We start from the raw sequence: 13,225 nt of genomic DNA, 5'->3' as shown, positions 1-13,225 counted from the left end.
GACACTTCCCTGTAAATGGTTGCGATCCCGGTCGACACGCAGCAACGGCGGCGACTTTCGCAAACCGATTGTCCTTTGGAACGAACGGCGCACGGTCCCGGGGGACGAGCCTGTGCCCTCATCTGGAAAGGGGAGCGAGGCAAGCCGCTGGCGGCGCTCGGACGTTCAATCCGAGCGCGTAACATAGCAGCGCTTTCGAGGATGGGAAGTTAATTTTTAAAGGTTGTACGATGTCATAACGCAATCAAATGGCTGCGGGTCCGCAGCCTAGAGCGGCCGGACCTGTCGCATATTGTCAGTGTCTATCATCTGAATTATCGGCCGGCGTTATCGCGAGCTGGCGTACCGGGAAACCGGCAAGTGTGCGGGCAGCTTTTCGGCCAGAAGCGGACGATCGCTATGATCAGCCGGTGCGCGATCGAGCGCCGGGCAACTCACTCACCCTTTTTTTACGCAACTGATGAACGGGCGTTTTGTGACGTTATTCATAAGTAGTCACACGTTGTCATCCCGCGCCAGGATGCGTAAGCTGGCCCCCATGAACCAAACACCAGCAGCTACACCCAGCACTCGCGGCCCAGCCGACCATGACATTCGCGACCAGATTGTCGCGGCGGCCAAAGAGCATTTCAGTCAGTACGGTTATGCCAAGACCACGGTGTCCGACCTGGCCAAGGCCATCGGCTTTTCCAAGGCGTACATCTACAAGTTCTTCGATTCCAAGCAAGCGATTGGCGAGGCCATTTGTACTGGCTGTCTTGCCCGGATCGTCGAGGCCGTGGAGGAGGCCATCAGCGAGGAAGGGCTTTCTTCGACAGAGCGCTTTCGTCGTCTGGTCAAGACCCTGATCACCACTGGAATCGACCTGTTCTTCAATGATCGCAAGCTTTATGACATTGCCGCATTCTCCGCTTCGGAGCGCTGGCCCAGCTCCCAGGCGTATGACGCACGGATCAAGCAGTTCGTGGTGCAGGTGGTGCGCGAAGGCCGTGAAAGCGGCGAGTTCGAGCGCAAGACGCCGCTGGATGAAACCGTCGAATCGATCCACCTGACCCTTCGGCCTTTCGTCAATCCCCTGTTGCTGCAGTACAGCCTCGATCACGTCGAGGTCGCCCCGACGCTGACCGCAAATCTCATCCTGCGCAGCCTGATGCCCTGAGGGGATGGCTGCTAACGACGGCCGCCCGATCCCCACAACTTCCTTGTATCCGATTTACCTATCTGGTCTCGATTTTTTTGATTGGTGACCATTCGCATATCTGGTCACGTGAATGAATAAGAAGCGATATACCGGAATGAGCGCTAACCCTGTGGAGCGAGCATGCTCACGGCGAGGGCCTGGTGTTCATGTCAGATCATCGACTCGCCACGGGCTGCTGTGGCGCTTGCCAGCCGCCACCGAGGGCCCTGAACGCCGCCACTGCTGCCCGGGCTGATTCGGTCCGCGCTTGTGCTCGGGCGTCGGATGCCTGGAGCAGCGTTTCGTCGGCATTGAGCACGTCGATCAGGCTGGCGGCGCCTTTCTGATAGGCGATGAACGACGACTGACGTGCTTCGCTGAGTGACGCTTCGCCTGCGGTCAGCGTAGTGGCCTGGGACTCTCGGTTCACCAGGGCGGAGAGCGCGTTCTCGACGTCCTCGGTGGCGCGCAGCGCGGACTGGCGGTAGGCAGCCAGCGCTTCGGCTTCCTGTCCCTTGGCCTGGTCGATCTGTGCGTTGATCCGGCCAAAGTCGAACAGTCTCCAACGCAGTCCCAGCGCGCCTGAGGCTTGGCTGGCACCACCGGAAAACAGACGCCCGGCCGATACGGAGGTGGCACTGCCAAGCAACGCGCCGAGGGAAAATTTCGGGTAGTACTCGGCGATGGCCTCGCCGATGCGAGCGTTGGAGGCGGCGAGACGGCGTTCGGCGACGATCAAATCCGGGCGGCGGCGCAGCAGATCGGCCGGAGTTCCCATCCCGCTGATCTGTGGGGGCAGGGGAATGCTGTGGGTTTCGGCCAGTTGCCGGCGATGGGTTCCTGGCGGCGTGCCGAGCATGACATCCAAGGCATTCATGGCCGCGTCCAGGCCGGTCTGCAAAACGGGCACCGTAGCCTGGACCTGAGCCAGCGCGCCCTCGGTCTGGCGCACCTGATAGCTGGCAGCGAGGCCTTTGGTGTAGAGCAGCTGGACTTTCTCCAGCAGGTCCTGCTGGGTCTTGATCTGGCGGTTCGCAATGTCGATCCGCGTCTGCAAGCCGCGCAGGGCAATGTAAATGTCCGCGGTCTGCGCAGCGACGGCCAGCCGAGTGGCGGCGGCGCCGGCCTCGGAGGCCTGGTACTCGGCCAACGCGGCTTCCTGCCCACGTCGCAGGCCGCCAAAGACATCCAGTTCCCAGCTCGCGCCCAGGTCAAGCTCGTAGGCGTTTCCATATCGATCAAAGCCGGGGTTTGAATCGAGCACCTGGCCGAGTGGCGTCTCGACCGATTGATAGGCGCGTGCGGCCTGGCCACTGATATTTCCCGAGGGCAGCAGGGCGGCATTGGCTGCGCCAAGGCCAGCCCGGGCCTGTGCCACGCGAGCCGATGCCTGGACAAGGTCGAGGTTCTGTTCCAGGGCCTTGGCAATGAAATCGTTTAGCGCCGGATCGCCAAAACCTTCCCACCAGGTGGTGAGGCTGGCCTGCGTCGTGCCGCGCCTTTGTTCGACAGATGATTGGCCCAGGAACCGATCTGAAAGCTCAGCGTCTGGACGCTGGTACTCCGGACCGACCGTGCAGCCAGCCATCAAGCTGGCGCCTACCAATAAGGCAAGGGGATGGAACGATGGCATTGAGGGGCCTTGGGATCGATTTTGTGACCATATTATAGTATGGTCACAATGTGTCAATCTCTGTGAATGTCACCCTGCGAACCGTTTCCCCTTTGTTTACCGGCGCTCTCGATTGATGGCGCTGAAAGAAGATATAGTTGCGAGCAGTGACCATTGACAGTATTGGTCACGAGCGTAAAAATGAGTTCCCAATCTTCTAACCATTAAAGGGAACCTATGCTCCGGCTCCGACCTGTCAACCTTGCCGCTTGCGTATTGCCTCTCGTCCTGACGGCGTGTGGGGAGTCATCCACCGCTCTCGACCCCCGTACGCTCGCCCCTCTGGTCAGGGTCGCGCAAGTGCAGGGGGTGTCCGCCAGCGCTCGCTCTTTTACCGGCGTCGTGGCGGCGCGAGTACAGAGTGACCTGGGCTTTCGCGTTTCCGGCAAAGTGTTGGAGCGATTGGTCGATGCCGGCCAGACCGTAAAAAAAGGCCAGCCTTTGATGCGCCTGGACCCAATCGACCTGGGCTTACAGGCGCGAGCCCAGCAAGAAGCGGTCACGGCCGCCCGCGCCCGGGCCAAGCAGACCGCCGATGATGAAGCGCGCTATCGCGAGTTGGTGGCCGCCGGGGCGATTTCGGCGTCGGGCTATGACCAGATCAAAGCCGCCGCCGATACCGCCAAGGCCCAACTCAGCGCCGCCGAGGCGCAGGCCGACGTGGCCCGAAATGCGTCGGGCTACGCGTTGCTTGTCGCCGACGCTGACGGTGTGGTGATGGAAACGCTGGCCGAGCCGGGTCAGGTCGTCAGCCCCGGCCAACCGGTGGTTCGACTGGCACGAGCCGGGCAGCGCGAAGCCGTCGTGCAGTTGCCCGAGACCCTGCGGCCCGCCGTCGGGTCCGGTGCGCAAGCGACGCTGTACGGCAGCCCCAACGGCGCCGTCACCGCGAAACTGAGGTTGCTGTCTGATTCGGCTGACCGGGTGACCCGCACCTTTGAAGCGCGCTATGTGCTCGAAGGCGCACTCGCCAACGCACCATTGGGTTCGACCGTCACCCTGCGCATCGCCGAAGGCGCGACCCAGGGCCAGGTAGTACAGGTGCCGATCGCTGCGTTGTACGACCCCGGTAACGGCACCGGCGTGTGGGCCATCGACGGCGAACCGGCAAAAGTCACCTGGCGTCCAGTGCAGGTGCTGGGCTTGAGCGACGACGCTGCGCGCGTCACAGGCCGTCTCGACGTTGGCGAACAGATCATTGGTCTGGGCGCACATCTGCTGCGTGAAGGCGCGCCCGTCAGGTTGCTTTCCCAGAGTGATGTGAAGGTCGCCGGGAGCCGTCAATGAGCCTCAATCTTTCGGCCCTCGCGGTGCGTGAGCGCTCCATCACGGTGTTTCTGATTTTTCTGATCGCTGTCGCCGGGACGCTGGCTTTCTTCAAGTTGGGCCGCGCCGAGGATCCGCCGTTCACGGTCAAGCAACTGACCGTCATCACTGCCTGGCCGGGCGCGACGGCGCAGGAGATGCAGGACCAGGTCGCCGAGCCCTTGGAAAAACGCCTGCAAGAATTGAAATGGTACGACCGCTCGGAAACCTATACCCGCCCTGGTCTGGCGTTCACCATGGTCTCGTTGCTGGACCGAACGCCGCCTTCACAGGTGCAGGAAGAGTTTTATCAAGCGCGCAAGAAGCTTGACGACGAAGCCACCAAGCTGCCGGCGGGTGTGATCGGGCCCCTGGTCAATGACGAATACGCGGACGTCACGTTCGCGCTTTTCGCCCTCAAGGCCAAGGGCGAGCCGCAGCGCCTGCTGGTGCGCGACGCCGAGGCATTGCGCCAGCGCTTGTTGCACGTGGCTGGGGTGAAGAAGGTCAACATTATCGGCGAGCAGGCCGAGCGCATTTTCATTTCCTTTTCTCACGACCGGTTGGCGACGTTGGGCGTGTCCCCTCAAGACATCTTCGCCGCCCTGAACGGCCAGAACATGCTGACGCCCGCCGGTTCCATCGAGACCAACGGACCGCAGGTTTTCCTGCGGGTGGATGGCGCTTTCGATAAGTTGGAAAAAATCCGCGACACGCCGCTGGCGATCCAGGGCCGGACCTTGAAGCTGTCGGACGTGGCAACGGTTGAGCGCGGTTATGAAGATCCGGCAACCTTCCTGGTGCGCAATAACGGTGAAGAGGCGCTGTTGCTAGGCGTGATCATGCGCGAGGGTTGGAACGGCCTGGACCTGGGCAAGGCGCTGGACGCAGAGACCAGCAAAATCAATGAGGGCATGCCACTGGGCATGACGCTGACCAAAGTCACTGACCAGGCGGTGAACATCAACTCGGCGGTCGACGAGTTCATGGTCAAGTTCTTCGTCGCCTTGCTGGTGGTGATGGTCGTGTGTTTCATCAGCATGGGCTGGCACGTCGGGATCGTGGTCGCGGCGGCTGTACCCCTGACTCTGGCCATCGTATTCGTGGTGATGGCGGCCACCGGCAAGAACTTTGACCGGATCACCCTGGGCTCGCTGATCCTGGCGCTCGGGCTGCTGGTGGACGATGCGATCATCGCCATCGAAATGATGGTGGTGAAAATGGAGGAGGGCTACGACCGGATCAAGGCCTCGGCGTATGCCTGGAGCCACACGGCCGCCCCGATGCTGTCCGGCACGCTGGTGACGGCAATCGGCTTCATGCCCAACGGTTTCGCCCAATCCACCGCCGGTGAGTACACCAGCAACATGTTCTGGATCGTCGGCATCGCCCTGATCGCCTCCTGGGTAGTCGGGGTGGCGTTCACCCCATACCTGGGGGTGAAGATGCTGCCGCAGATCAAGGAGGTCGAAGGCGGGCATGCGGCTATCTACGACACACCGTGCTACAACCGTTTCCGGCGGATTCTGACGCGGGTGATCGCGCGCAAATGGCTGGTGGCCGGCACGGTCATCACCTTGTTTGTCGTAGCCATCCTGGGCATGGGCCTGGTAAAGAAACAGTTCTTCCCGACCTCGGACCGCCCCGAGGTGATGATCGAAGTACAGATGCCCTATGGCACTTCCATCGAGCAGACCAGCGCCGCCACCGCCAGGGTCGAGGCGTGGCTGCAAAAACAGCCGGAAGCCAAAATCATCACGGCCTACATCGGGCAGGGCGCGCCGCGCTTCTTCCTGGCGATTGCGCCGGAACTGCCGGACCCATCGTTCGCCAAGATCGTGGTGCTCACCGACAGCCAGGAGGCCCGCGAAGCCCTCAAGTTCCGTCTGCGCGAAGCAGTGGCTGAAGGCCTTGCTCCAGAGGCCCGGGTCAGGGCGACGCAAATTGTCTTCGGACCGTACTCACCCTTCCCGGTGGCCTACCGTGTGATGGGGCCTGACCCGTCGAAACTGCGGGAAATCGCCGCTCGCGTCCAGGACGTCATGCAAGCCAGCCCGATGATGAGAACCGTCAACTCCGACTGGGGCCCGCTGGCGCCGACGCTGCATTTCAACCTCGACCAGGATCGCTTGCAGGCGGTCGGGCTGACCTCCCGCGCGGTCGCCCAGCAGCTGCAATTCCTGCTGGCCGGGGTGCCGATCACGGCGGTGCGCGAGGACATCCGGTCGGTGCAGGTGGTGGGACGCGCCGCTGGCGATATCCGCCTCGATCCGGCCCGGATCGAAGGCTTCACCCTGGTGGGTGCGGCGGGCCAGCGTATTCCGCTGTCTCAGGTCGGTGAGGTGGACGTGCGCATGGAGGATCCGATCCTGCGCCGCCGTGACCGGACCCCGACCATCACCGTGCGCGGCGACATTGCCGAAGGCCTGCAACCGCCGGATGTCTCGACCGCTATCTTCAAGCAACTGCAACCGGTCATCGACACGCTGCCCGACGGTTACCGGATCGAGCAGGCGGGGGCCATCGAGGAATCCGGCAAAGCGGGCAAAGCCATCGTGCCGCTGGTGCCGATCATGATTGCCCTGACGCTGCTGATCATCATCGTCCAGGTGCGCTCGATCTCGGCCATGCTCATGGTGTTCTTCACCGCGCCACTGGGATTGATCGGCGTGGTGCCGACGCTGTTGATCTTCAATCAACCGTTTGGCATCAACGCCCTGGTCGGGCTGATCGCGCTGTCAGGCATTTTGATGCGCAACACGTTGATCCTGATCGGGCAGATCCACCAGAACGCGCAGGAAGGACTGGACCCGTTCCATGCCGTCATCGAAGCCACGGTGCAGCGGGCGCGCCCGGTGCTGCTGACGGCTCTGGCGGCAATCCTGGCGTTTATTCCGCTGACCCATTCGGTCTTCTGGGGAACGCTGGCCTACACCCTGATCGGTGGCACGTTTGTCGGGACCATCATGACACTGGTGTTCCTGCCGGCCATGTATTCCATCTGGTTCAAGATCCGTGCGGTCAAGACGGTGCACACTGAAACAGTCAGGCCGGCATAAGCGATCGATCGCTTGCCGCCCAATGAGCGCCCACGCAAATGAAGAGGTTCCCATGAGTATTTCAGCAGGTCACACACGCATCGTAGTCACGGGCGTCGGCATCGTCGGCCCCCTGGGTTGTGGCGTAGAGGAAGTCTGGAAACGGCTGCTGGCCGGCCGTTCCGGTATCCGCAGCCTGCCCGAAATGTTCACGGAGGGTACCGGTGTTGCGGTCGGCGGCCAGGTGCCGACCCTGGAAGAGGACGCCGTGGCCGGTTACGACCCGGAGCGCTTCATCGCGCCCAAGGACCGCAAGAAAATGGACCGCTTCATCGAGTTCGCCCTAGTGGCGGCACAAGAGGCCCTGGACCAGGCCGGTTGGCATCCGACTGAAACCGCCGAGCAGGAGCGGACCGCGACGATCATTTCATCGGGTGTGGGGGGCTTTGGCGCGATTGCCGACGCCATTCGCGTTACTGACACGCGGGGCCCGCGTCGACTGTCACCGTTCTCGGCCCCGGCATTCCTTGCCAATATGGCGGCCGGGCACGTGTCCATCCGCCACGGCCTCAAAGGCCCGCTGGGTGCGCCGGTCACCGCTTGCGCTGCTGGGGTCCAGGCCATCGGCGACGCGGCCCGGATGATCAGGAGCGGGGAGGCGGACATCGCCGTCTGCGGCGGCACCGAGGCGGCCATCGACCGCGTGACCCTGGGTTGCTTCGCGGCAGCCCGGGCGCTTTCCACCGGTTTCGCCGACCGCCCGCAGCAAGCCTCGCGTCCCTTTGATCGTGACCGCGACGGTTTCGTCATGGCCGAAGGCGCGGGGTTGTTGGTGATCGAGTCGCTGGAGCACGCCCTGGCGCGAGGAGCCCAGCCTCTGGCGGAACTGGTCGGCTACGGCACCAGCGCCGACGCGTATCACCTGACGGCCGGCCCCGAAGACGGCAACGGCGCCCGGCGGGCCATGGAGCAGGCGTTGCGCCAGGCCGCGGTCAGTCCGGCCGATGTGCAGCACATCAATGCCCATGCAACCTCGACCCAGGTCGGCGACAGTGGCGAGCTGGCGGCGATTCGTGCTGTGTTCGGACGCGACGCGGGCGTTGCCATCACGTCGACCAAATCCGCCACCGGGCACCTGCTGGGCGCGGCGGGAGGGATAGAAGCCATCTTCACCGTGCTGGCCCTGCGAGACCAGGTCGTGCCGCCCACCTTGAATCTACTTAATCCCGATGAGGCCGCCGACGGGCTCGATCTGGTCGGGTTGAACGCTCGGAAGATGCCGATCACCCATGCGCTGTCGAATGGGTTCGGGTTTGGTGGGGTCAATGCCAGCGTGCTGTTTCGGCGTTGGGAGCAATGACTTGAGCAATTGATCCGATTACTTGGATTTCAGGACCATAGGTGGCACGGCCAGTCTCGCTACAACCGGCACGAGGAGGAAGTAGCTTGCGTCCTCGTCATTGAGCCTGTGCCGCAGCGAATCCAAACCGCTCAAGAATCGAACGAGCGTGCCGATACAGCGCGGTATCCCTAATTACGCGGGCGACCGGATGAGGTACCCGTTCAGGTTACCAAAGGCGACCGTGCGCCTGTATTTTCACGTTTTATCAGGTTTGAACAGTCGGACCTCAGGTATTGAATCCATGTCAGCCCACGCCAGGACCGAACTGGAAACTGCCCTCGTCGCATGCAAGGGCAGTTTCTTCTCCGTCGGTTTTTTCAGTTTCTTTATCAATCTGCTGATGTTGGTTCCATCGTTTTACATGCTGCAGGTTTATGACCGAGCGGTAGGAAGCGCCAACCCGTCCACGTTGTTGATGCTCACGCTGATCATGTTGCTGTTGATGATTACGATGGGCGGGCTGGAGTGGGTTCGTTCGCGGATAATGGTACGTGTCAGCACTCGCCTCGATACGTTATTGGGCCAACGCCTGTTCGACGCCAGTTTCAAACACGCACTCCATTCCTGTGGTATGAACGCCACGGCCCAGCCGTTGAGTGATCTGAGTGCTTTGCGCCAATTCCTGACCGGCAACGGTCTGTTTGCGTTTTTTGATACGCCCTGGATTCCCATCTACCTGGCGGTGATGTTCGTTTTCCATCCCTGGTACGGCTGGATGGGGGTGGCCAGCGCCGTGTTGCTGGGAGCACTGGCTTTTGCCACCGAGAAACTGACCCACGCACCTCTGCAGGCTGCCAACCGTGAGCAAATGGCGGCCACCACGTTTATCAACAAAAGCCTGCGCAATGCCGAAGTGGTCGAGTCCATGGGCATGCTTGCAAGTCTGCGTCGGCATTGGAACGGTCAGATCCATAACGTCCTGTTCCTGCAAAGCCTGGCCAGTGACCGCGCCGGCACCATCACTGCAGTGTCCAAGTCGTTCCGTCAAATCCTTCAGTCCCTGGTGCTGGGCTTGGGCGCTTACCTGACGATCCAGCATGAGATTTCGTCCGGACTGATGATTGCCGGCTCCATTTTGCTAGGGCGCGCACTGGCGCCCATCGATCAGTTGATCGGCGTCTGGAAGGGCTTTCTAGGGGCGCGGTCGCAATATGCCAGACTGCAGGAATTGCTGGTCCGGATTGCCGCAGAGCCTGCACGTATGCCGCTGCCCGCGCCGCAAGGGGCAGTACGCGTCCAAGGGCTTTCGGTGGGAGCTCCAAACAGTCGCAAGCCGATCATTCGCGGCGTTGATTTCCAAGTGTCGCCAGGCGAAGTGGTAGGCATCATCGGGACCAGCGGCTCCGGCAAATCGACGATGGCCAGGGCGTTGCTCGGTATCTGGCCAAGCCTTGCCGGTAGCGTGCGTCTGGACGGTGCGGACATCAGCCAATGGCGTCGCGAGGAACTAGGCCAATACATCGGCTACCTGCCCCAGGATATCGAACTCTTCGAGGGCACCATCGGCCAGAATATTTCACGTTTCGGCCCAGTAAACGCGCCTGCGGTGGTTGCTGCTGCGCGTATGGCCGGAGTGCATGAGTTGATCCTGCAACTGCCCGACGGCTACGACACGCTGATCGGTGCTAATGGCGGCGGGTTGTCCGGTGGACAGCGTCAACGCGTCGGGCTGGCTCGGGCCCTGTACGGCGAGCCGCGCCTGGTGGTGCTTGACGAGCCCAATTCCAATCTGGATGACGCCGGGGAAAAGATGCTTGCCCTGGCATTGCAAAAACTCAAGCAGAGTCGGGCCACGGTGTTTGTCATTACGCATCGATCCGGGGTGCTGGCACAGGTCGACAAACTGTTGGTCTTCAATAACGGCGAATCGAGTCTCTTCGGGCCACGCGACAAGGTCCTGGCACGGTTACAGGGCGTCACGTCGGCGGCATCCCAGACTGCTGCGATCCAACCGTAGGAAGCGGGTTTACAACTTTATGCAATACAGCAACTACTCGTCCGCCGAAATATCCGGATTGCCGATCAATGATGTGCCTGTAAGACGCATCGGTTACCTCATGCTGCTTGTGACCTTTGGCTTGTTCGGCGGCTGGGCGACCCTGGCTCCGCTTGATAGTGCGGCGTTGGCGCCGGGTGTGGTCACGGTCAAGAGCTATCGCAAGACAGTTCAACACTTTGAAGGTGGCATCGTGCGCGAACTGCGCGTGCGCGATGGGGATAGGGTGAAAGCCGGCGACGTGTTGCTGGTTCTCGATAATACCCAGGCCCGTTCGGAAATGGAGGCCATGCGCAGCCAACTGATCGCTGCGCTCGAGTTGCAGGCCCGGCTAGTGGCTGAGCGTGACGCACTGCCCGAGCCCTCTGTCGTTGCTTCCCTGGATCCTGCCGACCCGCGAGTGCGCGAAGCTCGTGACAGCGAGACGCGAATCTTCCAGGCCCGCCGGACCTCGCTGCTGGGGGAGGTTGGCCTGCTGGAAAAGTCCATCGGGCAAATCGAGGAGCAGCTTCGCGGGCTCAAGGCTATTATCGCCAGCAAACAGTTGCTGGCGGCCTCATATCAGGAGGAGATCGTTGACCTGCGTACGCTGTTGGCCGAAGGCTACGTGGACAAACAGCGTCTGCGTGAACAGGAGCGCAATCTCGCTCGCTTGCAGGCGGAAATCGCCGCAAACCAGTCCGAAAGTGCACGAGCGCGGGTGAATATCGACGAGGCCCGGTTGAAGATACTGCAGCTGAGGAAAGATTTCGCCAGCGAAGTCGCAGGTCTGCTGGGCGATGCACAAACCAGGGTCTATGAATTGCGCGAGCGCCTGGCCACCTTGGAGGATCGCGACCAGCGCACGGATATCCTCGCTCCGGAATCGGGGATGATCATGGGCATGACCGTGCACACCCAGGGGGCGGTGGTGAGTCCGGGCACAGCGCTGCTGGACATCGTCCCGGCCAACGAGGAGCTGCTCATCGAGGCGCAGGTTTCGCCGTTGGACATCGACCGTATCGCGCCGGGCAAGCTGGCGGGCATTCGTTTCAGTGCGTTCAAGAGCAGCACTACGCCGGTCATCGAGGGGCAACTGGTGCAGATCTCGGCCGATCGCCTGATCAACAACAACACCGGTACTGCCTATTATCTGGCGCGCGTAGCCTTGACCGAGAAGGGACGCAAGACACTGGGAAATCTGACCCTGGTGCCGGGAATGCCAGCCGAAGTGCTGATCAATACTGGAGAGCGCACATTGTTGCAGTACTTGATGCAGCCAGCGAGCAACGCATTCGCCCGTTCGCTGATCGAGGACTGACATGAAGTTCCTGATCGCGATGTGTCTACTCGCCGTACCGCTGGGGGCCTTGGCTGACGCTACCTACATCGACCTGTGGCAGCTGCACCAGGAGGCCCAAGGGGCCGATCCACGTATCCTGCGGGCCCAGGCCCTGACCCGCAGCGGTGAGAGTAATGAACGAGCCGCTTTTGGTCAGTTACTGCCGCAGCTCAACGCCAGCGGCAGCGTTAACCGTAGCCAACGTGACGATAACCTGAGTCGTACCGAGTACAACGGCAAGCGCGTGGCGATGGCCCTCAATCAGGTGATTTACAACCCGCAGGTCTGGCGCAGCTATCAGAGATACGTCGAGCTTGCCCGACAAAGCGCCGATCAATCCGCTGACACCGTGGTGCAGGCAAGCATTGATCTGTCAGAGCGCTATTTTGCCGTTCTAGCAGCGGAAGACGAACTGGCCTTGGTGCGCAGTGAGCTGCAAGCGACCGAGCGTAACCTCAAGCGCATCAACGCCTTGTATGCGCGCCAGATGGCAACGGTGACCGATGCACTTGACCTGGAGGCTCGAGTGGATGCGCTCAAGGCCGACGAGATTGAGGCCAGCAATAAGGTCCAGGTCAGTCGCGAAGCCATTTCCGAGTTGGTCGGGCGTGATGTCCGGGAGCCTTTGAAGCGCATCGGCGAAAACCCGGCGTTCAGCCTGCCGGCGCAAGCGCAGGATTACTGGGTGCAGGCGGCGCTCGACAGCAACCCGGTCCTGCATGCCCGCGAGCATGGGGTCCGTGCCGCAGAAGCGGCTATCGGCGAAGCCCAGGCGGGTCATCTGCCCCGGCTGGGCCTGAATCTTACAGCACAACGTAGCGATATCGGCTATGAAGGCACGTTGACGCCGCGCTCGGAAAACCTCATCGCGTCCCTTGATTTTCAGGTGCCGCTCTACAGCGGTGGCTCCGCCAGCGCCCGGGTATCGGCTTCGCAAAGCGATAAGGATGCTGCCCAGCAGGAGCTGGAAGCCTTGCGGCGTCAGGTGATCAAGGAAACTCGCACGGCCTATCTCGGTATGTCCGCCGAGCTCAGTCGAATCAAGGCAACCCGTCGAGCGCTGGAGTCCGCCGAGAAGTCGCGGCTGGCCACGGAGAAGGCGTTCGGGTATGGCCTGAAGAATGCCGTCGATGTGCTGGACAGCATCAAGGACGAATTTCGCGCGCGGCGTGATTTCTACCAATCGCAGTACAGTTTCGTGACCAGTTTGCTCATGCTGCATCGCTGGAGCGGAAGATTGGGAGAGGGAGATATTCAAAGGACCAACGAATGGCTTGTTGCGCCTTAGATCATGTCCATGGCTATAAAATA

The 13,225-nt window shown here is 61.6% G+C and carries 8 protein-coding genes; 7 read left to right on the top strand and 1 reads right to left on the bottom strand.

The annotated features are described in order from the left end of the window. Window positions 1-538: 538 nt before the first annotated feature. Entirely contained in the window at window positions 539-1,159 is a 621-nt protein-coding gene (locus tag ACLEJR_RS11155) for a TetR/AcrR family transcriptional regulator (RefSeq protein WP_440792017.1), read from the top strand. 196 nt (window positions 1,160-1,355) lie between these two features. On the opposite strand, the gene ACLEJR_RS11150 is transcribed toward ACLEJR_RS11155, so the two are convergent. Then, the gene (locus ACLEJR_RS11150) at window positions 1,356-2,813 is read right to left on the bottom strand and encodes an efflux transporter outer membrane subunit (protein ID WP_440813898.1); all 1,458 of its coding nucleotides are present in this window, start codon (window positions 2,811-2,813) and stop codon (window positions 1,356-1,358) included. A 216-nt stretch (window positions 2,814-3,029) separates the two neighbouring features. Here ACLEJR_RS11150 and ACLEJR_RS11145 point away from each other — a divergent pair, with 216 nt between their 5' ends. The 6 genes from ACLEJR_RS11145 (at window position 3,030) to ACLEJR_RS11120 (ending at window position 13,202) form a co-directional block, all read left to right on the top strand. Then, entirely contained in the window at window positions 3,030-4,139 is a 1,110-nt protein-coding gene (locus tag ACLEJR_RS11145) for an efflux RND transporter periplasmic adaptor subunit (protein ID WP_440813897.1), read from the top strand. Then, window positions 4,136-7,216, top strand: coding sequence for an efflux RND transporter permease subunit (locus tag ACLEJR_RS11140; protein ID WP_440813895.1), 3,081 nt, complete (start codon window positions 4,136-4,138; stop codon window positions 7,214-7,216). Before ACLEJR_RS11145 ends, ACLEJR_RS11140 begins: the two co-directional genes overlap by 4 nt. Before the next feature lie 52 nt (window positions 7,217-7,268). After that, on the top strand, window positions 7,269-8,555 hold the full coding sequence (gene fabF / locus ACLEJR_RS11135; RefSeq protein ID WP_440813893.1) for a beta-ketoacyl-ACP synthase II: 1,287 nt from the start codon (window positions 7,269-7,271) through the stop codon (window positions 8,553-8,555). A 283-nt stretch (window positions 8,556-8,838) separates the two neighbouring features. Continuing rightward, a complete protein-coding gene (locus tag ACLEJR_RS11130) occupies window positions 8,839-10,554 on the top strand; it encodes a type I secretion system permease/ATPase (protein WP_440813890.1) in 1,716 nt (571 codons plus the stop codon). Between the two features lie 19 nt (window positions 10,555-10,573). After that, on the top strand, window positions 10,574-11,893 hold the full coding sequence (locus ACLEJR_RS11125; protein ID WP_440813889.1) for an HlyD family type I secretion periplasmic adaptor subunit: 1,320 nt from the start codon (window positions 10,574-10,576) through the stop codon (window positions 11,891-11,893). Window position 11,894: 1 nt separating this feature from the next. Next, window positions 11,895-13,202, top strand: coding sequence for a TolC family protein (locus tag ACLEJR_RS11120; protein WP_440813886.1), 1,308 nt, complete (start codon window positions 11,895-11,897; stop codon window positions 13,200-13,202). Window positions 13,203-13,225: the final 23 nt, after the last annotated feature.

Origin of the sequence: Pseudomonas sp. SMN5, assembly GCF_052041925.1 — a bacterium.
GTDB lineage: Bacteria > Pseudomonadota > Gammaproteobacteria > Pseudomonadales > Pseudomonadaceae > Aquipseudomonas.
Note: the sequence above shows the minus strand (reverse complement) of the source record. Positions and strands in the feature narration are given on the sequence as shown.

Excerpts from the sequence above, each read along its gene's own strand:
- fabF (WP_440813893.1), top strand. The coding sequence starts at position 7,269 with ATGAGTATTTCAGCAGGTCACACACGCATCGTAGTCACGGGCGTCGGC.
- ACLEJR_RS11155 (WP_440792017.1), top strand. The coding sequence starts at position 539 with ATGAACCAAACACCAGCAGCTACACCCAGCACTCGCGGCCCAGCCGAC.
- ACLEJR_RS11150 (WP_440813898.1), bottom strand. The coding sequence starts at position 2,813 with ATGCCATCGTTCCATCCCCTTGCCTTATTGGTAGGCGCCAGCTTGATG.
- ACLEJR_RS11120 (WP_440813886.1), top strand. The coding sequence starts at position 11,895 with ATGAAGTTCCTGATCGCGATGTGTCTACTCGCCGTACCGCTGGGGGCC.
- ACLEJR_RS11130 (WP_440813890.1), top strand. The coding sequence starts at position 8,839 with ATGTCAGCCCACGCCAGGACCGAACTGGAAACTGCCCTCGTCGCATGC.
- ACLEJR_RS11140 (WP_440813895.1), top strand. The coding sequence starts at position 4,136 with ATGAGCCTCAATCTTTCGGCCCTCGCGGTGCGTGAGCGCTCCATCACG.
- ACLEJR_RS11125 (WP_440813889.1), top strand. The coding sequence starts at position 10,574 with ATGCAATACAGCAACTACTCGTCCGCCGAAATATCCGGATTGCCGATC.
- ACLEJR_RS11145 (WP_440813897.1), top strand. The coding sequence starts at position 3,030 with ATGCTCCGGCTCCGACCTGTCAACCTTGCCGCTTGCGTATTGCCTCTC.